Origin of the sequence: Methylobacterium sp. WL9 (genome assembly GCF_008040035.1) — a bacterium.
Classification (GTDB): domain Bacteria; phylum Pseudomonadota; class Alphaproteobacteria; order Rhizobiales; family Beijerinckiaceae; genus Methylobacterium; species Methylobacterium thuringiense.
Window position 1 is genome coordinate 83,958 of the sequence record NZ_VRVE01000001.1, and the last position, 21,620, is coordinate 105,577.

The 21,620-nt window shown below is 68.2% G+C and carries 24 protein-coding genes and 1 riboswitch; of the genes, 11 read left to right on the forward strand and 13 right to left on the reverse strand.

The genetic code is table 11. From position 1 onward, the window contains the following. The first annotated feature begins 19 nt into the window (after nucleotides 1-19). Nucleotides 20-214, forward strand: a complete 195-nt coding sequence (locus tag FV217_RS00320; RefSeq protein ID WP_147813141.1) for a hypothetical protein — start codon at nucleotides 20-22, stop codon at nucleotides 212-214. 10 nt (nucleotides 215-224) lie between these two features. Here FV217_RS00320 and FV217_RS00325 read toward each other — a convergent pair whose 3' ends face one another. From FV217_RS00325 to FV217_RS00365, 9 genes are all read right to left on the reverse strand, one after another. After that, entirely contained in the window at nucleotides 225-1,268 is a 1,044-nt protein-coding gene (locus FV217_RS00325; protein ID WP_147813403.1) for a low specificity L-threonine aldolase, read from the reverse strand. Nucleotides 1,269-1,310: 42 nt separating this feature from the next. After that, nucleotides 1,311-1,420: riboswitch (SAM-I-IV-variant riboswitch) on the reverse strand. A 43-nt stretch (nucleotides 1,421-1,463) separates the two neighbouring features. Further along, nucleotides 1,464-1,610 (reverse strand): hypothetical protein, encoded by a 147-nt coding sequence (locus FV217_RS23265; protein ID WP_246682692.1) that lies wholly within the window; start codon nucleotides 1,608-1,610, stop codon nucleotides 1,464-1,466. Between the two features lie 144 nt (nucleotides 1,611-1,754). Beyond that, the gene (locus tag FV217_RS00335) at nucleotides 1,755-1,979 is read right to left on the reverse strand and encodes a hypothetical protein (RefSeq protein WP_147813145.1); all 225 of its coding nucleotides are present in this window, start codon (nucleotides 1,977-1,979) and stop codon (nucleotides 1,755-1,757) included. A 78-nt stretch (nucleotides 1,980-2,057) separates the two neighbouring features. Then, complete coding sequence (gene topA / locus FV217_RS00340) at nucleotides 2,058-4,727, reverse strand: type I DNA topoisomerase (RefSeq protein ID WP_147813147.1); 2,670 nt, start codon at nucleotides 4,725-4,727, stop codon at nucleotides 2,058-2,060. Between the two features lie 137 nt (nucleotides 4,728-4,864). Continuing rightward, nucleotides 4,865-5,302, reverse strand: coding sequence for a hypothetical protein (locus tag FV217_RS00345; protein WP_147813149.1), 438 nt, complete (start codon nucleotides 5,300-5,302; stop codon nucleotides 4,865-4,867). Further along, nucleotides 5,299-5,574: a type II toxin-antitoxin system Phd/YefM family antitoxin gene (locus FV217_RS00350; protein ID WP_306424627.1), complete on the reverse strand. Its 276-nt coding sequence runs from the start codon at nucleotides 5,572-5,574 to the stop codon at nucleotides 5,299-5,301. Before FV217_RS00350 ends, FV217_RS00345 begins: the two co-directional genes overlap by 4 nt. Nucleotides 5,575-5,688: 114 nt before the next feature. After that, complete coding sequence (locus tag FV217_RS00355) at nucleotides 5,689-6,681, reverse strand: molybdopterin-dependent oxidoreductase (RefSeq protein ID WP_147813151.1); 993 nt, start codon at nucleotides 6,679-6,681, stop codon at nucleotides 5,689-5,691. Then, nucleotides 6,678-7,535 (reverse strand): cytochrome b/b6 domain-containing protein, encoded by an 858-nt coding sequence (locus FV217_RS00360; RefSeq protein ID WP_147813408.1) that lies wholly within the window; start codon nucleotides 7,533-7,535, stop codon nucleotides 6,678-6,680. Before FV217_RS00360 ends, FV217_RS00355 begins: the two co-directional genes overlap by 4 nt. Before the next feature lie 108 nt (nucleotides 7,536-7,643). Then, the gene (locus tag FV217_RS00365) at nucleotides 7,644-7,940 is read right to left on the reverse strand and encodes a hypothetical protein (protein ID WP_147813153.1); all 297 of its coding nucleotides are present in this window, start codon (nucleotides 7,938-7,940) and stop codon (nucleotides 7,644-7,646) included. A gap of 235 nt (nucleotides 7,941-8,175) precedes the next feature. Between FV217_RS00365 and FV217_RS00370 the strand changes: the two genes are divergently transcribed. From FV217_RS00370 to dprA, 5 genes are all read left to right on the forward strand, one after another. Continuing rightward, nucleotides 8,176-9,126, forward strand: a complete 951-nt coding sequence (locus FV217_RS00370; RefSeq protein ID WP_147813155.1) for an aspartate carbamoyltransferase catalytic subunit — start codon at nucleotides 8,176-8,178, stop codon at nucleotides 9,124-9,126. A 362-nt stretch (nucleotides 9,127-9,488) separates the two neighbouring features. Then, complete coding sequence (locus tag FV217_RS00375; RefSeq protein ID WP_246682696.1) at nucleotides 9,489-9,935, forward strand: DUF559 domain-containing protein; 447 nt, start codon at nucleotides 9,489-9,491, stop codon at nucleotides 9,933-9,935. Next, nucleotides 9,932-11,236: a dihydroorotase gene (locus FV217_RS00380; protein WP_147813159.1), complete on the forward strand. Its 1,305-nt coding sequence runs from the start codon at nucleotides 9,932-9,934 to the stop codon at nucleotides 11,234-11,236. Before FV217_RS00375 ends, FV217_RS00380 begins: the two co-directional genes overlap by 4 nt. Beyond that, nucleotides 11,233-11,835, forward strand: coding sequence for a glycerol-3-phosphate 1-O-acyltransferase PlsY (gene plsY / locus FV217_RS00385; protein WP_147813161.1), 603 nt, complete (start codon nucleotides 11,233-11,235; stop codon nucleotides 11,833-11,835). The genes FV217_RS00380 and plsY overlap by 4 nt, the downstream gene beginning before the upstream one ends. A gap of 35 nt (nucleotides 11,836-11,870) precedes the next feature. Next, the gene (dprA, locus tag FV217_RS00390; protein WP_147813163.1) at nucleotides 11,871-13,061 is read left to right on the forward strand and encodes a DNA-processing protein DprA; all 1,191 of its coding nucleotides are present in this window, start codon (nucleotides 11,871-11,873) and stop codon (nucleotides 13,059-13,061) included. A gap of 4 nt (nucleotides 13,062-13,065) precedes the next feature. Here dprA and FV217_RS00395 read toward each other — a convergent pair whose 3' ends face one another. Continuing rightward, nucleotides 13,066-13,743 carry a gamma-glutamylcyclotransferase gene (locus FV217_RS00395; RefSeq protein ID WP_147813165.1) on the reverse strand — a complete coding sequence of 226 codons (678 nt, stop codon included), beginning with the start codon at nucleotides 13,741-13,743 and terminating at the stop codon, nucleotides 13,066-13,068. Between the two features lie 161 nt (nucleotides 13,744-13,904). Between FV217_RS00395 and FV217_RS00400 the strand changes: the two genes are divergently transcribed. Then, nucleotides 13,905-14,576: a DJ-1/PfpI family protein gene (locus tag FV217_RS00400; protein WP_147813167.1), complete on the forward strand. Its 672-nt coding sequence runs from the start codon at nucleotides 13,905-13,907 to the stop codon at nucleotides 14,574-14,576. Here FV217_RS00400 and ruvX read toward each other — a convergent pair. Then, nucleotides 14,566-15,063: a Holliday junction resolvase RuvX gene (ruvX, locus tag FV217_RS00405; RefSeq protein ID WP_147813169.1), complete on the reverse strand. Its 498-nt coding sequence runs from the start codon at nucleotides 15,061-15,063 to the stop codon at nucleotides 14,566-14,568. The genes FV217_RS00400 and ruvX overlap by 11 nt on opposite strands. Next, nucleotides 15,060-15,662 (reverse strand): SMI1/KNR4 family protein, encoded by a 603-nt coding sequence (locus FV217_RS00410; protein WP_147813171.1) that lies wholly within the window; start codon nucleotides 15,660-15,662, stop codon nucleotides 15,060-15,062. The genes ruvX and FV217_RS00410 overlap by 4 nt, the downstream gene beginning before the upstream one ends. Before the next feature lie 163 nt (nucleotides 15,663-15,825). Between FV217_RS00410 and FV217_RS00415 the strand changes: the two genes are divergently transcribed. The 4 genes from FV217_RS00415 to FV217_RS00430 all read left to right on the forward strand — a co-directional run bounded on the left by FV217_RS00415 (nucleotide 15,826) and on the right by FV217_RS00430 (nucleotide 18,377). Next, nucleotides 15,826-16,032: a hypothetical protein gene (locus tag FV217_RS00415; protein ID WP_238231106.1), complete on the forward strand. Its 207-nt coding sequence runs from the start codon at nucleotides 15,826-15,828 to the stop codon at nucleotides 16,030-16,032. A gap of 84 nt (nucleotides 16,033-16,116) precedes the next feature. Further along, nucleotides 16,117-16,404, forward strand: coding sequence for an Asp-tRNA(Asn)/Glu-tRNA(Gln) amidotransferase subunit GatC (gene gatC / locus FV217_RS00420; protein ID WP_147813173.1), 288 nt, complete (start codon nucleotides 16,117-16,119; stop codon nucleotides 16,402-16,404). 174 nt (nucleotides 16,405-16,578) lie between these two features. Next, nucleotides 16,579-18,060, forward strand: coding sequence for an Asp-tRNA(Asn)/Glu-tRNA(Gln) amidotransferase subunit GatA (gene gatA / locus FV217_RS00425; RefSeq protein ID WP_147813175.1), 1,482 nt, complete (start codon nucleotides 16,579-16,581; stop codon nucleotides 18,058-18,060). Between the two features lie 50 nt (nucleotides 18,061-18,110). Continuing rightward, a complete protein-coding gene (locus FV217_RS00430) occupies nucleotides 18,111-18,377 on the forward strand; it encodes a hypothetical protein (RefSeq protein ID WP_147813412.1) in 267 nt (88 codons plus the stop codon). 68 nt (nucleotides 18,378-18,445) lie between these two features. Here FV217_RS00430 and FV217_RS00435 read toward each other — a convergent pair whose 3' ends face one another. Then, nucleotides 18,446-21,616 (reverse strand): multidrug efflux RND transporter permease subunit, encoded by a 3,171-nt coding sequence (locus FV217_RS00435; RefSeq protein ID WP_238231104.1) that lies wholly within the window; start codon nucleotides 21,614-21,616, stop codon nucleotides 18,446-18,448. Nucleotides 21,617-21,620 lie beyond the last annotated feature (4 nt).

Consider the following 21,620-nt stretch of genomic DNA (forward strand, 5'->3'; position numbering starts at 1 on the left):
CCACAGGGAGACTTTTTCGATGACCACCGCCGCCGCCCAAGCGCGTCATCTCTCCCTCGTCCGCCTCGAGCAGGCGGCCGGACAGGCTTTCGGGTGTGCCGACGAGGGGGAGCGGGTCTCCGCCCTGCGCGGGCCGATGCTGCTGACGCCGGCCGCGATCACCCTCGCGACCTTCGCCACGGCCGTTGCCGCGACGATCACCTACCTCGTTTGACGCGGAAGCCTCAGGCCGCCACCGGCACCGCGCAGGCGCGGATGTCCCGCGCCAGGGCATCGACCCGCTCGGGCGCCGTATCCCAGGCGAACATGAACCGCGCTCCGCCGCCGATGAAGGTGTAGAAGCGCCAGCCCCGCCGGGCGAGGGCGTCGAGCACGTCCGGCGCCGCCGATAGAAATACGGCGTTCGCCTCGACCGGGAACATCGCGGACACACCCGGCACGTCGGCCACCGCGGCGGCGAGCCTTCGGGCGCAGGCATTGGCGTGCTCGGCGTTGCGGAGCCAGGCTCCGCTCTCCAGCATCCCGACCCAGGGGGCCGAGAGGTAGCGCATCTTCGAGGCGAGCTGGCCGGCCTGCTTGCAGCGGTAGTCGAAGTCCTCCGCCATCGCCCGGTCGAAGAACAGGATCGCCTCGCCCACCGCCATGCCGTTCTTGGTGCCGCCGAAGCAGAGCACGTCGACGCCGGATTTCCAGGTCAGCTCTGCGGGCGAGCGCTGCAGCGAGGCGCAGGCGTTGGCGAAGCGGGCACCGTCCATGTGCAGGCGCAGGCCGAGGCTCCGGCAGGTTTCGGAGAGCGCCTGCAGTTGCGCGACGGAATAGACCCGGCCGGTCTCGGTCGATTGCGTGATCGTCACCGCGCGCGGCTTCGGGAAGTGGATGTCGCTGCGCCGTCCGGCCACCGCCCGCACCGCCTCGGGCGTCAGCAGCCCGTCCGTCGTCGGCGCGGTCAGCAGCTTCGAGCCGCCGGAGAAGAATTCCGGCGCGCCGCACTCGTCGGTCTCGACATGGGCGCTCTCGGCGCAGATCACGCTGTGATAGCTTTGGCAGAGCGAGGCGAGCGCCATCGAATTCGCCGCCGTGCCGTTGAAGGCGAAGAACACCTCGCAGTCGGTCTCGAACAGGTTTCTGAAGGCTTCCGCCGCCCGCTCGGTCCAAGCATCGGCGCCATAGGCGGGGGCGTGGCCCGTGTTGGCCTCGGCCATCGCGTTCCAGGCCTCCGGGCAAATCCCCGAATAATTGTCGCTGGCGAATTGCTGCTCGGTGAGGATGTCGGCCACGGCTCTTTTCCATTCGGATGAGCTGACGCGCGGCGAAGTCCCCTTGGTTGCCGGACCGGCCGCATCCCCTGTTTGATCAGGGCGCCACCTTGCCGGGAAGGGCAGGTTGGCGTTGAGCGTCGGCTCAACTCGTGATGCTGAATGGAAAACTAGGCGGGTCGGGGATTGGCCGCAAGGGCGCTGCCGTCACACACTCTGGAACGGCTGCTCGCACGCCGGATGCAGTATGGCGAGGATCGAGACCAAATCGGCCTGCGGATCAACGTGGTAGTAGATTGCGTAGCGATAGCCGGGCGACACGATCCGCCGCACGGCTTCCTCGTTCCTGCTCACGGCCGCTGAAGGGATGGTCGGCGAGGCGATCTACGGCAGCGCGGATGTCGACGCGCAGTCTCTCACCGGCATAGGGGTTTCGCGGGGCGAGATAGGCGATGATGCCGGCGAGATCGTCGAGCGCGTTGCGGGTGTACTGAACTCTCAACGGCCGAAGCGACGGTAGACGGCTTCGACCTCGGCGTCGGCGGCGGCGGCAATCCGGCCGTCTCGTAGATCAGCGAGGCCACGGATCACCGAGGCCCGGTGCTCGTCAGGGATCGTCTCCAAACGGAGGGCGTCCGCGGCGAACCGCGTTTGGTCCGCCGAGCCCGCAGGAGGGTGCTGCGGCGCAGGGTCAATCGTGGAGCTATCGGAGCGATCAGCCATGTAGACAGCCTAACGCAGTGCAGTGGATTCGAGAACTACGACTCTGCACTGCCCGGTGGAAGCCGAGGGCAATGGCCCTCAGCTCGCGCTCTTCTTCGCCGCCGCCTTCTTGGCCGCCGGCTTCTTCGCCGGAGCCTTCTTCGCAGCTCCCGCCGCCGGCTTCTTTGCCGCCGTCTTGCGGCCCCGCGCCGGCGCCTTCTTGCCGCCGCCCGAGGCGCGCTTGGCGTTCACCAGGTCGATGCCCTCGGCGAGCGTGAGGGCGTCGGCGGACATGGACTTCGGCAGCGTGGCGTTGACGTCGCCGTCGCTGACATAGGGCCCGTACTTGCCGGCCTTGACCACGAGGTCGCGGCCCGTGGCCTCGTCCTTGCCCAGCGCGCGGCCCGGATCGCTCGACGGCCGGCCGCGGCCGCCGCCCTGCTCCTTGGCGACGATGAGGTCGATGGCGCGATTGCCGCCGATCTCGAGCACGTCGTCGTCCTTGCCGAGGTTGGCGTAGGTCTTTCCGTGCTGCACGTAAGGGCCGTAGCGGCCGATGCTCGCGAGGATCGGCTCACCGCTCTCGGGGTGCTTCGCCACCTCGCGCGGCAGCGACAGCAGCCGCAGGGCGATGGCGAGATCGACGCTGGAGGCCGCCATGCCCTTCGGCAGCGACGAGCGCTTCGGCTTCGCGGCGTCCTTCTCGGTGGAGGCCTCGCCGAGCTGCAGGAACGTCCCGAAGCGCCCGTCGCGGATGGTTACGGGCAGGCCGGTGGCGGGATCGTCGCCGAGCACCCGCACGCCCGGCTGGCCGCCCTCGGACGTGCCGTCATCCTCGCCCTCGGCACCGGAGGTGGCGAGCTGGCGGGTGAACTTGCAATCGGGATAGTTCGAACAGCCGACGAAAGCGCCGAACTTGCCGAGCTTCAGCGAGAGTTGGCCGGTGTTGCAGGTCGGGCAGGTGCGCGGGTTCGAGCCGTCGGCCTTCTCCGGAAAGATGTGCGGACCGAGGAGGCCGTTCAGCGCCTCCAGCACCTCGGTGACGCGCAGCTCCTTGGTACCGCCGATCGCGGCAGAGAAGTCGCGCCAGAAGTCGCGCAGAACGTCGCGCCAGTCGATCTCGGCGTTGGAGACCCGGTCGAGCTGGCCTTCGAGGTCGGCCGTGAAGTCGTACTCCACGTAGCGCTTGAAGAAGCTCTCGAGGAAGCCGGTAACGAGCCGACCCTTGTCCTCCGGCTGCAGCCGCTTCTTTTCGATCTTGACGTATTCTCGGTCGCGCAGGGTCTGGAGCACGGCGGCATAGGTCGAGGGCCGGCCGATGCCGAGCTCTTCCATGCGCTTGACGAGGCTCGCCTCCGAAAAGCGCGGCGGCGGCTCGGTGAAGTGCTGGGTCGAGGCGATGCGCTCGCGCTTGAGCGGGTCGCCGGCGGCCATCGGCGGCAGGCGCTTGCCGTCCTCGTCCTCCTCGTCGTCCTTGCCCTCCTGGTAGAGGGTGAGGAAGCCATCGAATTTCACGACCTGTCCGGTGGCGCGCAACTCGATGGTGCGCGGGCCGACCTTGGCGGTGATCTCGACGGTGGTGCGCTCGAGTTCGGCCGATTCCATCTGGCTCGCGACGGTCCGCGTCCAGATCAGGTCGTAGAGCTTGGCCTGCTCGGAATCGAGCATGCGCGCGACCTGCTTCGGCAGCCGGCTCATCTCGGTCGGGCGCACGGCCTCGTGGGCCTCCTGGGCATTCTTGGCCTTCACCGTGTACTTGCGCGGCACGTCCGGCACGTAGCGCGGGCCGTATTCCTTGCCGATCACGGAGCGGGCGTCCTTGATCGCCTCCGGCGCCATGTCGACGCCGTCGGTCCGCATGTAGGTGATCAGGCCGACCGTCTCGCCGCCGATGTCGACGCCCTCGTAGAGGCGCTGCGCGACCCGCATCGTCTGGGCCGGCGCCATCCCGAGCTTGCGGGAGGCCTCCTGCTGCAGCGTCGAGGTCGTGAAGGGCGGGGCGGGGTGGCGCTTGGCGGGCTTGGCCTCGACCGAGGCCACCTGGAAGGTCGCGAGTTCGAGATCCTTCTTGAAGCGCGCGGCGTCCTCGCCGTTGCCGACGTCGAGCCGCTGGATCCGCTTGCCGTCGGCCCCGGTCAGCCGGGCCTCGAACATCGCACCCTCTTCGGTCACGAGCGTCGCCACCAGCGACCAGTACTCGCGGGGCTTGAAGCGCTCGATCTCCATCTCGCGCTCGACGACGAGCCGCAGGGCCACCGACTGCACGCGACCGGCCGACTTGGCCCCGGGAAGCTTGCGCCACAGCACCGGCGAGAGGTTGAAGCCGACGAGGTAATCGAGAGCGCGGCGCGCCAGATAGGCGTCGACCAGCGCCTGGTCGATCTGGCGCGGCTTCTTCATCGCCGCGTCAACGGAGGCCTTGGTGATGGCGTTGAAGGTCACGCGCTCGATCGGGATGCCCTTGAGCGCCTTCTTGGCGGTGAGCGCCTCGACGACATGCCAGGAGATCGCCTCGCCCTCGCGATCCGGGTCGGTCGCGAGGATGAGCTTTTCCGCGCCCTTGATCGCCCGGGCGATCTCGGAGACGCGCTGCGAGCCCTTGTCCTGCAGCTCCCACAGCATCGCGAAGTCGGCTTCCGGATCGACCGAGCCGTCCTTGGCCGGCAGGTCGCGGATATGGCCGAACGAGGCCAGGACCTCGTAATCCTTGCCGAGGTACTTGTTGATCGTCTTGGCCTTGGCCGGCGACTCGACGACGACGACTTTCATGAACCTCTGCCCCTCACGAAGCCTCGGCGCGACGACCTGTTATTCGGAAATGCGCCGACGCGCTCCCAGCAACAGCCGGGGCCTCGTACCGCGACCGAAGTGGGTTAGGCCGGGCGGGTTGTCAAATCGGAGCGGAGTCAGTCGGTCCGAATGACGCGAAGGTTCCGGCGCTCGCGTGCCAACGCAACGAACCGGCGTCGCAGCTCTGCGAAGAAGCGCGGCGGCAGGAAACCGTAGGCGATGGACGCATCACACTGCGTGCCGGCCCGGCGGAGATCGGGGCCGGGCCAGACGAAGTCGTTACATTCGGACAGGATGACCCAGGACCGCTCGGAATCGAGGCCGAGATGCCTCTTCGCCTCGGGAGGCAGTTCGAGCGCTTCAGTCGATGTACTCGGTGCGCTGTGGGTGACGGGTACGACAAGGCAGCGCGTCACGTCAGCCTCGTCGGCTACGGTCAGCACGATCGCACACGGCCGATCCTTCACGCCTTCTTCGCATCCGGCACGATGTTCGGAGAGCCAGGGGTAGGCGTAGCGGATGACGAGGCCGGGCTCCGGCCTGGGCAGAGTCACGGCGTCCAGTCGACCAGGAGCGAATCAAGATGATCGTGGCGCGGGTCCATCTCGCTGCGCTCGACCAAATCGAGCGCGGCATCGGACAGGTCCGCAACGTCATGGACTCTGCGGTCGCGACGCTTGAGCCGAGCGTATTCCTCGACTGACAAGAGTACGAGGCGGTCACGACCGTTACGTGTGATCGCGACCGGCTCGCTCAAAGCCCTATCCGAGAGCGACCCGAAATTTCGAACTAGCTCTTTCGAACTTACCCGGGTCAGGTCACTCACGATCAGCCTCGGGACAGACGTTACGTACGGTACGTATTATACGGGCCTGTTGCCATTCCTGCAAAGCGCCTTCTGTCATCAGAGACGGTAATCGCAGATCAGGCTCGGTAGCCTTCAAATCCCCGCGTACCACTCGTACCCGTTGTCCTCCCAATAACCGCCGTTGCCCTGGCCGAACTTTGCGAGGCTGTCGGCGACCTCGATGCGCATGATGTACTTGGCCTGCTTGTAGCCGAGCTGGCGCTCGACGCGCAGGCGCAGCGGCGCTCCGTTCGAGACGGGCAGCGGCTTGCCGTTCATGTCGTAGGCGACGATGGTCTGCGGGTGGAAGGCGTCGGTGAGGTCGATGCTCTCGTAGTAGCGGATCGGCCGGCCGCCGGGCGCGTCCGAGGGCGTCTCTTCGCTGGCGGCCGCCTTCTTCGCGTCGGGCTTCTTCCCCTTGGCATCGCCGCCGCCGGTCATCTTCGCACCGGTATCGGCCGAGCCGGCATCCGCGGCGGCGCTGCCGCCGTCGGATTCGGCCTTCGCGTCCGTTGGCGCCGCATCGTCTGCGGCCTGCTCATCCGTGTCGCCGCCCGGCGCCAGTTCCATCGTGTCGGCGCAGTGGAAGACGATGTAGCGCGCCTGCGGCTTCAAGCCGGCCTTCTTCAAAAGTTCCGACAGCGGCACGCCGGTCCACTTGCCGATGGCGCTCCAGCCCTCGACGCAATCGTGCCGGGTGATCTGTGTGCGGGAGGGGAGGGCACGCAGATCCGCCAGCGACAGCGTCTGGGGATTGTCGACGAGGCCGTCGATGCGCAGCTGGAAGGTCTCGAAACCCTTGGCTGCCAGCGCCTTGTAGGGCTTGTCCTCGGGGTCGGTCGTGCCGTTCGGCTTGAACCACTTCGAAATGTCGGCTTCCGAAAATTCGCGTGCGAGCGACGCCGGCGTCAGGGCGAGACGCTGGACGTACATGTTGGCGTCTTCGCCGAGCTTCAGGGTCTCTACACCCCGCGTGCTCTCCGCGAACTTATCGCAGCCGCCGAGCGACGCCACGCCGAACAGGCCGGCGAACCCGGTGAGGAAGCCCCGGCGATGCGGAACGGGAATGTTCAGGCGGCGCGTCATCGTCCGGCTCTCCGCTCGTGGGTCGTCTCGTCCTCGATCGTGTACCAACCGGTCAGCATCGAGCGCATGTTGTTCCAGACACCCGATACGAGCACCAGCAACACGTGCACGATCACGAACAGGATCAGTAGGTTCACGACGATGAAGTGGATCGTTCGGGCGGATTGCCGGCCGCCGAACACGTCGAGGATGAGGGGTGCGACGGCGTTGACGCCCGGCGACATCCCGAGACCGGTCAGCACCATCAGCGGCAGCAGCCCCAGTACGACGATCAGGTAGGTCAGCTTCTGCAGCACATTGTAGCGCCGCGCCTCCTCGCCCTTCGGGAAATGCAGCGTCAGGTGCTCGCGGATCGAGGACCAGAAGCCCTTGATCTGATCTCCGTCGGGAATGATGCGGCGGCGCAACTGCCCGCTGCCGATCCCGTAGAGCAGATAAATGAACCCATTGATGACGAAGGCCCAAGCGAACAGGAAGTGCCAGCGCCGGCCCGTCGCGAGGTTCTGGCTCGCCGGCAGCGTGGCCCAGGCCGGAAAGGCGCGGGCGACATCCTCGCCCTGGTAGGTCGAGAGCCCGAGCCAGCCGGTGGTGTCGAAGGTGTGACCCGCGATCTGGACGATCCCGCGCGCCGTGCCGTCCGCGGTCTGGTCGTCGGTGATGGCGAGCGCCGGCGCGTCGAAGGTCGACTTCGAGCCCCAGTACAGGGCCGGATGCGCGTTGAAGATCTGCAGGCCGCTCATCAGCAGCACCGCGAGGCAGACCACGTTGATCCAATGGGCCAGCCGGATCACGAGGGGATGCCGGAAGGTCCATTTCCGTCGCACCGTCTCGGTGTGGTCGGTGGGGGCGGGCATCGTGCTGGCGGCCAAGGCTTCCACGTCCATGCTGTTCGAACGACGACCGCCCGCCCGGTCGAACCGGACGGGCGGACATAAGGTCATACGGCGATCGAGGACGAAAAGTTACATCCCGTCGTCGGCGCCGCCTGCGGCTCCTGCGCCGCCCTGCTCCATGCCGGAGCCCTGGTTCATGCGGGAATTGCCGCGCATCGCCTTCTGGCTCTTCATGGACTTCTTCATCTTCTTCTTGGACGCCGTGCGCTTCATCGGCCGCTGCTCCTGGCCCATGTCGTCACCCATCTGGCCCTGCTCCATGCCGGGCTGTCCCTGCATCGGCTGCATGCCCTGCGCGACGGCGGCGGAGGACAGGCCGAGACCGAGCGAGAGGGCGCTGGCGGTGAGGAAAAGACGAACCTTCATCGGGTACCTTTAGGTTTCTGCAGGCTCGTTCGAGTCGCGTCGCCGCGCCGCACGAAGTCGCCTGCCGGACACCTCAGAAACGGAGTTAGCCGGCGATCGTTCAATATTTTCTCGAGGACGTATTCGGGGCTGGGACGAAACTCTGTTCCGAACGGGGGGCTCGAACCGATTGTCCTGGAGCTCGATGCGCGCCTTGCCGCCCCGTTCGCCCCTGAATATAGCCTCAACCCCTGTGATGACCGCCGCCTCCGCCCCGACGCGCTTCCCCCACCGCCATCTCCTCGGCATCGAGGGGTTGTCGCGCCTCGACATCGAGGCGCTGCTCGATCAGTCCGAGGCGGCGGTCGCGCTGTCGCGGCAGGTCGAGAAGAAGCGCACCACGCTGCGCGGCCGCACGCAGATCAACCTATTCTTCGAGCCCTCGACGCGCACGCAATCCTCGTTCGAGCTCGCCGGCAAGCGGCTGGGCGCCGACGTGATGAACATGTCCGTCGCCTCCTCCTCGGTGAAGAAGGGCGAGACGCTCATCGACACCGCGGCGACGCTCAACGCCATGCGACCCGACATCATCGTGGTGCGTCATCACGCGGCCGGCGCCGTGCATCTGCTCGCTCGCAAGGTCGACTGCTCGGTGGTGAATGCCGGCGACGGCGCCCACGAGCACCCGACCCAGGCGCTCCTCGACGGGCTCACCATCCGCCGCAACAAGGGCCGCATCGAAGGCCTGCGCGTCGCGATCTGCGGCGATGTCCTGCACTCGCGCGTCGCCCGCTCGAACATCATCCTGCTCCAGGCGCTCGGCGCCCGCGTCCGCGTCATCGGCCCCTCGACCCTGCTCCCCACCGGCATCGAGCGCTTCGGCGTCGAGGTGTTCACGGACATGCGCAAGGGTCTCGACGGCTGCGACATCGTCATGATGCTGCGCCTCCAGCGCGAGCGGATGAACGGCTCGTTCGTGCCCAGCGTGAAGGAGTATTTTCGCTATTACGGTCTCGACGCCGACAAGCTGGCGCTGGCCGCCCCCGACGCCCTGGTGATGCATCCCGGCCCGATGAACCGCGGCGTCGAGATCTCGTCAGAGATCGCCGACGGAGCGCAGTCGCTGATCCGCGAGCAGGTCGAGATGGGGGTGGCGGTGCGGATGGCGGTGCTCGAAGTGCTCGCGACGCATCTGCCGAACGGGTGATTGTGGTCGCTTTTTTGATTTTGAAAGGTTGAGTCCTCTCACGACGCGCCGTTTCGCTGTGGCATGATCTGTGTCCGGGAGGCACGCGATGCATCACAAGAGGAAGCGACCGAAAAACGCCCGGTCGGGCTGCCTGCTCTGCAAGCCCCACAAGGCAAACGGGTGCTGCGCCGATCACAGGAACATGCGTGCCGGTGACCTTCGCCGATATCAGGCAGGTACCTCCCAGATGCGTTGTGAGGCGGAAGACTGAGGGACGACCTTGGCATGTCATGCGGGAGTCGGCCGTGATCGAACGCTCTGGTTCGCTGAACCCAGTCGACCGAGGGCTTCGCGCTTTCGCCCGTGGCCAGCGCAGCGCCATGACGCAGGCGGAAGCCCTGTTCTGGCAACAGGTTCGCGCCGGTCGCTTCGGCGGGATCAAGTTCCGGCGACAGGTGCCGATGACACCTTACATCGTCGATTTCCTCTGCGCGTCGGCCCGTGTCGTGGTCGAGCTTGACGGGCCGCCGCGCGAAGCGGAAACCCGGCGCCGACGCGATGCCGAGCGCGATGCTTGGCTAAGGCAACAAGGGTTTCAGGTGCTTCGGTTCTCGAATGATCTGGTGCTGAGCAGTTGCGATGCGGTGCTTGAGGTCGTTGGCGCCGCAGTAGAAGCTCGCGCACCCAGTCCTCCCCCCTCTGCGGGGGAGGGTGGCCCTCGCGTCAGCGAGGGTCGGGAGAGGGGAGCGCCATCTCCGGAAACGTCGCTCCCCTCTCCCGACCCGCTTCGCGGGCCACCCTCTCCCGCAGAGGGGAGAGGGGAATGACCGCGCTCGTTCTGCTCAACGCCACCCTCCTCGACCCGGCCACCGGCCGCGAGGGTCTCGGCTCCATCCTGATCGAAGACGGCCGCATCGCCGACATCGCCTGGGGCACCGCCCCCGGCACCCCCGAAAATTCGCAAAAAATCGACTGTGGCAGCCTGCTGCTCACGTCCGGCCTGATCGACCTGCGTGCCTTCGTCGGCGAGCCCGGCGCCGAGCATCGCGAAACCCTTGCGAGCGCCAGCGCCGCCGCGGCGGCCGGCGGCGTCACCACGCTGGTCTGCATGCCCGACACCAACCCGGTGATCGACGGCGCGCCGATCGTCGACTTCGTGCTGCGCCGGGCGCGCGATACGGCCTGCGTCACCGTGCTGCCCGCCGCCGCCATAACGAAGGGGCTGGCGGGTAAGGAGATGACCGAGTTCGGCCTGCTGCAGGAGGCCGGCGCCGTCGCCTTCACCGATGGGCTCAAGGCCGTCACCAACGCGCAGGTGATGCGCCGCGCGCTGACCTATGCCCGCGATTTCGGCGCGCTGCTGATGCAGCATGTCGAGGAGCCGGACCTCGTCGGCGAAGGCGTGATGAACGAGGGCGAGATGGCCTCGCGTCTCGGCCTCACCGGCATCCCGCGCGAGGCCGAGACGGTGATGCTGGAGCGTGACATCCGCCTCGTGCGCCTCACCGGCGCCCGCTACCACGCAGCGATGATCTCCTGCGCCGACTCGGTCGAGATCGTCCGGCGGGCGAAACAGGACGGGCTGCCCGTCACTTGCGGCGTGTCCGTGAACAACCTCGTGCTGAACGAGGGCGACATCGGTCACTATCGCACCTTCTGCAAGCTCTCGCCGCCGCTGCGTACCGAGGCCGACCGGCACGCGGTGGTGCAGGCGCTGAACGACGGCGTCATCGACGTGATCGTCTCCGATCACAACCCGCAGGACGTCGAGACCAAGCGCCTGCCCTTCGCCGAGGCCGCCGACGGGGCGCTCGGCATCGAGACGCTGCTCGGGGCGGCGCTCCGCCTCCTCCATACCGGCGACATGCCGCTCGCCCGGTTGCTCGCCGCCCTCTCGGCCAACCCCGCGAAACTGCTCGGCCGCGAGGCGGGCCGGCTCGCTGTCGGCGCACCGGCCGACCTCGTGCTGATCGACACCGACGTGCCTTACGTCCTCGACAAGCGCGCGCTGAAGTCGCGCTCCAAGAACTCGCCGTTCGACGAGGCGCGGCTGCAGGGCGCGGCGATGCTGACGCTGGTCGGCGGCCGCATCGTCCACCGCTCCGATTTTTTTGAGAGTGCCGCATGAGTTTCGATGCCGGCTGGCCTCTGATCCTGGCGGGGCTCGCCCTCGGCTACCTGCTCGGGTCGATTCCCTTCGGGCTGATCCTCACAAAGTTCGCCGGGCTCGGCGACGTGCGGTCTATCGGCTCGGGCAATATCGGCGCGACCAACGTGCTGCGCACCGGCCGCAAGGGCCTCGCCGCCGCGACGCTCCTGCTCGACGCCCTCAAGGGCACTCTGCCGGTGCTGATCGCCGGGCTCTGGGGCGAGGGGCCGGCGCTGGCGGCCGGGCTCGGCGCCTTCCTCGGCCATCTCTTTCCGGTCTGGCTCGGCTTCAAGGGCGGCAAGGGCGTCGCGACCTTCCTCGGCGTGCTGCTGGCCCTGAGCCCGCCGGCGCTGCTCGCCTTCGCCGCGATCTGGCTCGGACTCGCCTTCACGCTGAAATACTCGTCCCTCGCCGCTCTCGTGGCCTCGGCCGCGACGCCGCTCGTCCTGTGGGCATTGGATCATCGGCAGGTCGCGCTGCTGTTCCTCGCACTCGCCGCGCTGCTATGGTGGAAGCACGCGCCCAACATCCGCCGGCTGATCGGCGGCACCGAAGGGCGCATCGGGCAGAAGGGCTGATTTTTCGCGATCACCCTCCCGGCACGGAGGGGGCGATGCAGCTCACAGACGCGCAGCGCCTCGACTGGCTGCGCCTGATCCGCACCGACGGCGTCGGCCCCCGCACGTTTCGCGGTCTGATCAACCGCTTCGGCGGTGCCTCAGGGGCGCTCGACGCGCTGCCCGAGATCACCCGGCGCGCCGGCAAGCCGGTGAAGCCGCCCTCCCGGGCCGAGATCGAAAAGGAGATCGCCGCCGCCGGCCGTCTCGGCGTGCGCTTCCTCGCCACCGGTGAAGACGCCTTTCCGCGCAGCCTGCAGGCGACGGACGCCGCACCGCCGCTGATCGCGGTGCGCGGCAACGTCGATGCGCTGGCGAAACCCGCGCTCGCCATCGTCGGCTCCCGCAACGCCTCCGCCGCCGGGATGACCTTTACGGAGCGGCTGGCCCGCGGCCTCGGCGAGGCCGGGCTGGTGATCGTGTCGGGGCTCGCCCGAGGCATCGACGCCGCCGCGCACAAGGCCTCGCTGCCCACCGGCACCGTCGCGGTCCTCGCGGGCGGTCACGACCGGATCTACCCTGCCAACCACGCCGCGCTCGTCGAAAAGATCCTCGACGGGGGAGGGGCGCTGGTGGCCGAGATGCCGATGGGCTGGGAGCCGCGCGGGCGCGACTTTCCCCGGCGCAACCGCATCATCTCGGGGCTCGGCCTCGGAACGCTGGTGGTCGAGGCGGCGCGGCGATCCGGCTCGCTCATCACCGCCCGCTATGCCCTGGAACAGGGCCGCGAAGTCTTCGCGGTGCCGGGCTCGCCGCTCGACCCGCGTGCGGAGGGCACCAACGACCTGATCCGGCAGGGCGCGACCCTGGTGGGGGAGGTGGATCACATCCTCGCGGTAATCGCCCCGCTCGTGGAGCAGGCCGACGTCTACGGCGAAGGCGCGGCCCTCGGCCCGAAGCGGCCGGCCCTGGAGGAGCAGCCGGACTTCTGGGACGAGATCGAACTCGACGGCACGGCCATCCGGGTTCCGTCGGCCTCCCTGGACTTCGACCCGGATGCCGAGGAGCCGCGCGACGACCGCACCCGGCTGCTCGCGTTCCTCAGCCCGACGCCGATCGGTACCGACGCCCTGTCCCGCGCCGCCGGCCTCCCGGTGCGTGTCGTCCAGACGACGCTCCTCGAACTCGAACTCGACGGCCGCGTCGAGCGGCATGCCAACGGCGCGGTGTCGCTGACGGCCCGCTGATGCCTCAGGCCCCCAACCGTTCCGCCACCAAAGCCTGCAACCGCCACAGGTGCGGATCGTGGATGCCGAGCGCGGCACAGGCCGTGACGGTGTGGAACAGGTACTCGGCGCTAGGGCCGAGATGCCCGCAGCCCGTCGCGATGGTGTCGGCGATCGCCGGCTCGTCGAGGCGGCCGGTGTAGCGGTCGCTGGCGCGGTTCACGACGAAGGTCAGCGCGGTGACCGGCCCCTCGCCGGTCTCGACGGCGACCCAGCGTGCCGCGTAGCCCCGGCCCTTCATCTCGCGCCGCCAGACCGGCATCAGCACGGCGTGGGGATCGCGCCCGTCGAGCCGGAAGGCGACGCCGCGGCACGAGCCGCCCCGGTCGAGCGCCAGCACGACGCCGGGCCGCTCGGGCGTGCCGCGAAAGCGGCGTTGCAGCAGGCAGAACCGCCGGTGCCAACCGCGCAGATGCCCGATCCGCCGCTCGGCGACCGCGAATTCCGGGTTCCACATCAGCGATCCGTAGGCGAAGACCCAGAGCGGTGCGTCGGCGCCCGAGCGGGCGGCGATGGCCCGGGCGAGGCCGGGCGCGAGCTCCGCGTCGGTAAGCACCTGCAGGGCGGTCTCGTCGTCGGCGACCGGCGCCGGATGGGCACGCGCGATCAGCGCGGCAGTGAGAGTGAGGGAACGCGGGCTCATGTCGCCCGAGTCTTCACGGCACGCCAGCGCCGGCAACGGTGCCGTGGGCGTTCGTGCGTCGTCCTGCGCGCATGGCTGCCGGGCAGACGGCGAACAGGCATGAGCGCGGACGATCCGTTAAGGCTGCAACATCCTGCCATTCCGGAATTGAAGCGAAGCCCTTGCCCCTTCAGATCGGCCTCCTGACCTTCCCCAAGGTCCAGCAACTGGATCTCACCGGCCCTTACGAGGTCTTCGCCCTGCTGCCGAACGTCGAGGTCCACCTCGTCGCCAAGACCCTCGACCCGATCACGAGCGCCACAGGCCTCGTCCTGACGCCGACGACGACACTCGGCGATTGCCCGAAGCTCGACGTGATCTGCATCCCCGGCGGCGCCGGCGTGAACGCCCTCCTCACGGACGAGACGATCCTCGATTTCATTCGCCTGCAGGCCGCGAGCGCCCGCTACGTCACCTCCGTCTGCACCGGATCCCTGGTGCTCGGCGCCGCCGGGCTGCTGAAGGGGCGCAGGGCGACGACGCATTGGGGGGCGCACGACCTGCTCGCGCCCTTCGGCGCCATCCCGACCAAGGGCCGCGTCGTTCAGGACGGCAACCTGATCACCGGAGGCGGCGTGACGGCTGGGATCGACTTCGCCCTGACGCTCGTCGCCGAACTCGTCAGCGACGACGCGGCCCGGGCGATCCAGCTCCACCTCGAATACGCCCCGGCGCCGCCCTTCGAATCCGGCACGCCGGAGCGGGCGCGGGCCAGCGTCGTCTCGGCCGTGAGGGAGAGACTGGCCGCCAGCCGGCGCGAGCGCGAGGCAGTCATCGCGCGCATCACCAGGTAGCGGGCTCTTCGGTCTCGGCCTCCAGAAGGCCCCGCATCACGTCGAGAAACCCCTGCAGGATGTAGGCGGCGGCGAGCTTGTCGACGACCTCGCCCCGCCGCGCGCGGGAGGTGTCGGCGTCGATCAGCATCCGGTTCACAGCGGCGCTCGACAGGCGTTCGTCGTGGAAGAAGACCGGAAGCGGCAGGATCGGCTTGAGGTTGCGCACGAAGCTGCGGGTCGATTGCACCCGCGGCCCTTCCGAGCCGTCCATGTTCAGCGGCAGGCCGATGACGAGGCCGCCGACCTGATGGCGTCCGCACAACTCGGCGAGACGGCCGGCATCGGGCGTGAATTTTACGCGTCTGATCGTCTCCAGCGACGAGGCGATCTGCCGGCCGACATCGGAGAGCGCGAGACCGATGGTCTTGGTGCCGAGGTCGACACCCATCAGCCGCGGCGCCCCGCGCGACGCCTCGACGAAGGCCGCGATCGCCTCCCGGTTCACGCCCGACCTTCGGCTGGCGCGGCCTCCGCGCCGATCCGGGCGAGGGCTTCGGCGTCGTCGCCCGCGAACGCGGCGGGAAGGGGGGCCTCGGCACCGCCGAGGATGTGCAGGATTTCGGCGCCCTGGAGGCCGCGCACCAGGGCGAGCAGGTCGGGCCCGCCGTAGTGGATGGTTTCGAGATCGGCATCGAGCGCCCAGATCTCGTACTCGGAGGCGTCCGGGATCACGTCCCAGAACAGGAAGCTGCCGCCCTCGGTCTCGCCGAAGAACGCGGCCCGCTCCATCAGCGCCGCGTCGGAATCGCCTTCGACGGTGAAGCGATGCGGCTCGTCGCGGGTGAGGGGATTCTCCTTGAGGCTGTCGATCGCCACGGCGACGCTGTGGGCGATGACATGCGCGCGGGTGACGAGGTCGGCGGCGGTCTCCGGCACCGGCGTCGCGATGCGCAATTGCCCGCCGATGCGGCCCGCTCCGCATTCGCGGGCGAAGGCCCGGTAGGAGGCGGGGAGTGCGAAGCCGAGCTCGGCCTCGGCCCGGTCGAGATCCACCTCGGTCGAGAGGAGCCCCGGCCGGAACTCCGTGAAGACGCCCTGCCACATGATCGGCCTCCCGGAAAAGCGCAGCGATGGAAACGGGCTTACGTCCCGCGCGACCGGGTTGTCCACCGGCCGCTTCACCATACGCAGAGATCATCATGGCGCGACCGGGATCGGGTCCGGCATGGTAGCGTTAACGATTGCTTAACCATTTTTCGGACCGCCCTTGACCGCAGCCAGCCCGACGATGGATCGCGCGAAGCCCGACCCGGCGGTCGTCAGGCTGGGGCAGTGGCGGCTGCGGCGCCGGCATCTCCTGATGCTGGTCCTCGCGGTCGAAGTGCTGGTGATGGGCGCGCGGCGGGCCGAACTGTATCACCCGCCCGGGATCTCGGTGAACCTGCCGAGCACGCACGGCCACATCATCACGTGACGGCCCCTGCGCCTGCGAGCGTTGCCCGCGTGCGAGCGGCGGTGCTATAGCCAGCCGTTCCCGGTGAGGGCGGTAAAGGGCGGCATGTCGGTCGACGCGAAGACGGTACGGCGCATCGCGCATCTGGCGCGCATCGCGGTCGCGGATGAGGACGTGGCGCCGCTGCAAGGCGAGCTGAACGCGATCCTCGCCTTCGTCGAGCAGCTCAACGCGGTCGACGTCGACGGCGTCGAGCCGATGACCTCGGTCACCCCGATGGTGATGAAAAAGCGCGTGGACGCAGTCACCGAGGGTGGCCGCGCGGGCGACATCGTCGCCAACGCCCCGGAGACCGAGGACGGCTATTTTCTGGTTCCGAAGGTCGTCGAGTAGATTAGGATCAAGGCGCGAACCGCCTTCCCTCGCCCCTTTGGGGAGGGATAGAGGGTGGGGGTGGTTCCGCCTGATGCCGCGCAGACGAGCGGCACCACCCCCACCTCCTTCCTCCTCCCCACAAGGGGGAGGAGAGCGCCCGTCTCGCCCACGAGGCGACCATTCGGAAGTCGCATGACGGCACTCAACGAACTCACCCTGGCCGAAGCCCGCGACGGGCTCGTCTCAAAGACATTCTCGGCGCGCGAGATCGCGCAGGCGCATATCGATGCGCTGGAAAAGGCGCGGGTGCTCAACGCCTATCTCGTCGAGACGCCGGACCGCGCGCTCAAGATGGCCGAGGTCAGCGACGCGAAGATCGCCAAGGGCGAGGCGCGGCCGCTGGAAGGCCTGCCGCTCGGCATCAAGGATCTGTTCTGCACCCAGGGCGTCCACACGACGGCTGGCTCCAAGATCCTCGAAGGCTTCGAGCCGCATTACGAGTCGAACGTCTCGACCCAGCTCTGGCGCGACGGCGCGGTGATGTTGGGCAAGCTCAACCTCGACGAGTTCGCCATGGGCTCGTCGAACGAGACCAGCGCCTACGGCAACGTGATCTCGCCTTGGCGCCGCAACGGCTCCGACGCGGCGCTCGTGCCCGGCGGCTCCTCGGGCGGTTCGTCGGCCGCCGTCGCCGCGCATCTCTGCCTCGGCGCCACCGCCACCGACACCGGCGGCTCGATCCGCCAGCCGGCCGCCTTCACCGGCACCGTCGGCATCAAGCCGACATACGGGCGCTGCTCGCGCTGGGGCATCGTCGCCTATGCCTCGTCCCTCGACCAGGCCGGTCCGATCGCCCGCACCACCCGCGACTGCGCGATCCTGCTCGGCTCCATGGCCGGCCACGATCCGCGCGACACCACCTCGGTGGACGTGCCGGTGCCGGATTTCGAGGCGGCGGTCTCGCGCGGCGTGAAGGGCCTGACCATCGGCATACCGAAGGAATACCGGGTCGACGGCATGTCGCCCGAGATCCAGAAGTTGTGGGACCAGGGCGCGGAATGGCTTCGGGCCGCCGGCGCGACCATCAAGGAAATCTCGCTGCCGCACACGCAATACGCGCTGCCGGCCTATTACATCGTCGCCCCGGCCGAGGCCTCCTCGAACCTCGCCCGCTACGACGGCGTGCGCTACGGCCTGCGCGTGCCCGGCAAGGACATCGCCGGGATGTACGAGAACACCCGCGCCGCCGGCTTCGGCCCGGAGGTGCGCCGCCGCATCATGATCGGCACCTACGTGCTCTCGGCCGGCTATTACGACGCCTACTATGTGCGCGCCCAGAAGATCCGCACGCTGATCAAGCGCGACTTCGAGCAGGCCTATGCCGCCGGAATCGACGCGATCCTGACGCCCGCAACCCCCTCCGCCGCCTTCGGCATCGGCGAAACCACCTCGGCCGACCCGGTCGAGATGTATCTCAACGACGTGTTCACGGTGACGGTGAACATGGCCGGGCTCCCCGGCATCTCGGTGCCGGCTGGCCTCGACGCCCAGGGCCTGCCCCTCGGCCTCCAGCTGATCGGGCGCCCGTTCGACGAGGAAACGCTGTTCGCGGCCTCTCAGGTGATCGAAGACGCGGCCGGGCGCACGCGCCTGCCCAAGGCCTGGTGGGCGTGACCCCCGCCGAGCATCTCTCCGTTCCGGTCTACCCGTTCGCCGTCTGGATCATGGCGGCGTTCGACCCGGTGCTGATCCTGGTTTCTGTCTTGCTCGGCTGGAGCGCGAACCAGTTCGGCAAGCTGTTTCTGGCGGCTATCGCCGGGCTCGCGGTTTCCGTGCTCGCGTCGTGGATGATCACCGCCATCGGCATCCCGTGGCCGGCCCCGGTCGCGTCCGACCTACCGACGTTCTTTCCGGTGCGGACGGTGGGTGCGTTTCTCTGGGCGCTGGTCGGGTACGGCGCGCGGCGGGTTGTGCGTCCCAGGAGCGGTTGAGCCCTCTGGACGACGCTTCGAGGCCCGCTGTCGCGGGCCCCGAAGCACGGCCGACGCCGATCCCAGCCTTACTCCGCAGGCACCGAATGCGGCGCCATCCCACGCGTGGCCCCCGGCTCCGTGGTAGCTAGCTCCCCGGCCTCCACCTCCCGCCGCTTGAACAACCGCATCACCACCACGAAAAACACCGGCACGAAGAACACCGCGAGCACGGTGGCCGAGATCATGCCGCCCATCACGCCGGTGCCGATGGCCTGCTGGCTCTTCGAGGCGGCGCCGGTGGCGATGGCGAGCGGCACCACGCCGAAGATGAAGGCCAGCGAGGTCATCACGATCGGGCGGAAGCGCAGGCGCGCGGCGGTGATCGTCGCCTCGACGATCGAGGTGCCGGGCTTCCAGAGGTCTTTTGCGAATTCCACGATCAGGATCGCGTTCTTGGCCGAGAGGCCGATGATCGTGATGAGGCCGATCTTGAAATACACGTCGTTCGGCATGCCGCGCAGGTAGACCGCGGCCACCGAGCCGATGACGCCGAGGGGGATCACCAAGAGCACAGAGAGAGGAATCGCCCAGCTCTCGTAGAGCGCCGCGAGGCAGAGGAAGACGATCAGCACCGAGAGGGCGAGGAGCAGGCTCGCTTGGCTGCCGGCTTCCTTCTCCTGCAGAGACTGTCCGGTCCAGGCGTAGCCGAACCCCTTCGGCAGGTAGGTCATCAGCCGCTCCATCTCCCTGATGGTGTCGCCGGAGGTGTAGCCGGGGGCGGGCTCGCCGGTGAAGCGCACCGACTGGTAGCCGTTGAAGCCGACGATCTGGGCCGGGCCGACGCTCCATTTCAGGTCGGCGAAGGACGACATCGGCACCATAGTGCCCTGCGCGTTCTTCACGGCGTAGTTCAGCAGGTCCGATGCGCCGAGCCGCTGCAGGTCGTCCGACTGCACGATCACGCGCTGCATCTTGCCCCGGTTGGGGAAGTCGTTGACGTAGACCGAGCCGAGATTGACCTGGATCGTCTCGTTGATGTCCTCGAACGCAACGCCGAGGGCGGCGGCCTTTTCGCGGTCGATCACGAGTTCGGCCTGGGGTGCCGGCGGCAGGCCTTCGATCTTCATCTTGACGAGGACGGGGCTCTTCTTGGCGAGCGAGAGCAGCTGCTCCTGCGCCGCGAGAAGCGCCGAATAGCCCTTCTGGGCACGGTCCTGCAGTCGGAACGAGAAGCCAGCGGCGTTGCCGAGGTTGTCGATCGGCGGCGGCTCCTGCGCGTCGAAGACCGCGTCGCGATAGCCCGCCATCGCATCGTTGGTGCCGCGCACCAGGGCGGCGGCGGACTGGCTGGCGTCGCGCTCCGACCAGTCCTTGAGTGTGACGAAGGCCTGGCTCGTCATCTGGCCCTGGCCGGAGAACGAGAAGCCGTTGATCATCGTCACCGTGGCGACGCCGGGCTGGGCGAGCAGGTGGTCCTCGACCTTCTTCACCGCCGTGATGGTGCGGTTGTAGGACGAGCCCGGCGGGGTCTGGATGTCGACGGTGAAGAAGCCCTGGTCCTCCAGCGGCAAGAAGCCTTCGGGCATGCGCATGAAGGCGAAGGCGACGCCCGCGACGAGGGCGAGGTAGATCACCATGACCCGCCCGGCCTTCTTGATGAACCAGCCGACACCGCCGGCATAGCGGGCGGTCTCGCGGTCGACGACGCGGTTGAACCATCCGAAGAACCCGCCCTTGGCGTGGCCGTGGCCCTTCTCGATGGGCTTGAGCAGCGTGGCGCAGAGGGCCGGCGTCAGCGAGAGGGCGAGGAGCGCCGAGAAGGCGATCGAGGTCACCATCGCGATCGAGAACTGCCGGTAGATGATGCCCACCGACCCGGGGAAGAACGCCATCGGGATGAACACCGCGATCAACACCAGCGTGATGCCGATGATGGCGCCGGTGATCTGCTCCATGGCCTTCTTGGTGGCCTCCTTCGGCGGAAGACCCTCCTCGTTCATGATGCGCTCGACGTTCTCGACGACGACGATGGCGTCGTCGACGAGGATGCCGATGGCGAGCACCATGCCGAACATGGTCAGCACGTTGAGCGAGAAGCCGGCGAGCAGCATCACCGTGCAGGTGCCCAGCAGCGCGATCGGCACGACGATGGTCGGGATCAGCGTGTAGCGGATGTTCTGCAGGAACAGGAACATCACGATGAAGACGAGCACCACGGCTTCGACCAGCGTGTGCAGCACCTTTTCGATGGACGCTTCGACCGCGGGCGTGATGTCGTAGGGGATGTCCCACTTCACCGTGTCGGGGAAGAACTGGGACAGCTCCACCATCTTGGAGCGGATCGCCTTGGCGGTCTCCATGGCGTTGCCGTCCGGCGCCAGCGTCACCGAGATGCCGGCGGCCGGGCCGCCGTTGAGGCGCGTGGTGAACTTGTAGTCGTCGCCGCCGAGCTCGATCCGCGAGACGTCGCGCAGGCGTACGTTCGAGCCGTCCGGGTTGGCCCTGAGCACGATGGCGCCGAAGGCGTCCGGCTCCGTCATCTGGCCCTTGACGATGATGGGGTAGTTGACCGCGTGCGTCTCCGGGCTCGGCTGAGCGCCGACGGCGCCCGAGGCGATCTGGACGTTCTGCTTCCCGATCGCCTTGGTGACGTCGGCGGCATTGAGCGAGAGGCCGCGCAGCTTGTCCGGATCGATCCAGATGCGGAGCGAACGCTCTGTCGAATAGAGCGTCGCGCGCCCGACGCCGGGGATACGGCGGATCTCGTTGATGACGTTGCGGATCAGGAAGTCGCCGAGGCCGACCTCGTCGGTCTTTCCGTCGGTGGAGATCAGCGTGATGATGTTGAGGGTGGCGGCGGAGGCCTCCTCCACCAGGATGCCCTGCTGGCGCACTTCCGCGGGCAGACGCGCTTCCACGCGCTTCAGGCGGTTCTGCACCTCGACGCCGGCATAGCCGGAATCTGTGCCGGGCTTGAAGCTCGCGGTGATCTCGACGACGCCGAAGCCGTCGGAGGCGGATTCGAAGCTGAGGATGTTGGCCGCGCCGTTCAGCTCGTCCTCGATCAGGCGCGTCGTGCCGGTGTAGAGATTTTCGACGGACGCCCCGGGATACTGGGTCGAGAGCGCGATCGCCGGCGGCGCGATCACCGGATACTGCGCGATCGGCAGCATCGGGATCGCGAGCGCGCCGCCCAGCATGATGAACAGGGCGACGACCCAGGCGAAGACCGGCCGGTCGATGAAGAAGCGAGCCATGCTG

Excerpts from the sequence above, each read along its gene's own strand:
- FV217_RS00320 (WP_147813141.1), top strand. The coding sequence starts at position 20 with ATGACCACCGCCGCCGCCCAAGCGCGTCATCTCTCCCTCGTCCGCCTC.
- FV217_RS00335 (WP_147813145.1), bottom strand. The coding sequence starts at position 1,979 with ATGGCTGATCGCTCCGATAGCTCCACGATTGACCCTGCGCCGCAGCAC.
- topA (WP_147813147.1), bottom strand. The coding sequence starts at position 4,727 with ATGAAAGTCGTCGTCGTCGAGTCGCCGGCCAAGGCCAAGACGATCAAC.
- FV217_RS00355 (WP_147813151.1), bottom strand. The coding sequence starts at position 6,681 with ATGACGCGCCGCCTGAACATTCCCGTTCCGCATCGCCGGGGCTTCCTC.
- FV217_RS00360 (WP_147813408.1), bottom strand. The coding sequence starts at position 7,535 with ATGCCCGCCCCCACCGACCACACCGAGACGGTGCGACGGAAATGGACC.
- FV217_RS00365 (WP_147813153.1), bottom strand. The coding sequence starts at position 7,940 with ATGAAGGTTCGTCTTTTCCTCACCGCCAGCGCCCTCTCGCTCGGTCTC.
- FV217_RS00370 (WP_147813155.1), top strand. The coding sequence starts at position 8,176 with ATGACCGCCGCCTCCGCCCCGACGCGCTTCCCCCACCGCCATCTCCTC.
- FV217_RS00375 (WP_246682696.1), top strand. The coding sequence starts at position 9,489 with ATGACGCAGGCGGAAGCCCTGTTCTGGCAACAGGTTCGCGCCGGTCGC.
- FV217_RS00380 (WP_147813159.1), top strand. The coding sequence starts at position 9,932 with ATGACCGCGCTCGTTCTGCTCAACGCCACCCTCCTCGACCCGGCCACC.
- plsY (WP_147813161.1), top strand. The coding sequence starts at position 11,233 with ATGAGTTTCGATGCCGGCTGGCCTCTGATCCTGGCGGGGCTCGCCCTC.
- dprA (WP_147813163.1), top strand. The coding sequence starts at position 11,871 with ATGCAGCTCACAGACGCGCAGCGCCTCGACTGGCTGCGCCTGATCCGC.
- FV217_RS00395 (WP_147813165.1), bottom strand. The coding sequence starts at position 13,743 with ATGAGCCCGCGTTCCCTCACTCTCACTGCCGCGCTGATCGCGCGTGCC.
- FV217_RS00410 (WP_147813171.1), bottom strand. The coding sequence starts at position 15,662 with ATGTGGCAGGGCGTCTTCACGGAGTTCCGGCCGGGGCTCCTCTCGACC.
- gatC (WP_147813173.1), top strand. The coding sequence starts at position 16,117 with ATGTCGGTCGACGCGAAGACGGTACGGCGCATCGCGCATCTGGCGCGC.
- gatA (WP_147813175.1), top strand. The coding sequence starts at position 16,579 with ATGACGGCACTCAACGAACTCACCCTGGCCGAAGCCCGCGACGGGCTC.
- FV217_RS00430 (WP_147813412.1), top strand. The coding sequence starts at position 18,111 with ATGGCGGCGTTCGACCCGGTGCTGATCCTGGTTTCTGTCTTGCTCGGC.
- FV217_RS00435 (WP_238231104.1), bottom strand. The coding sequence starts at position 21,616 with ATGGCTCGCTTCTTCATCGACCGGCCGGTCTTCGCCTGGGTCGTCGCC.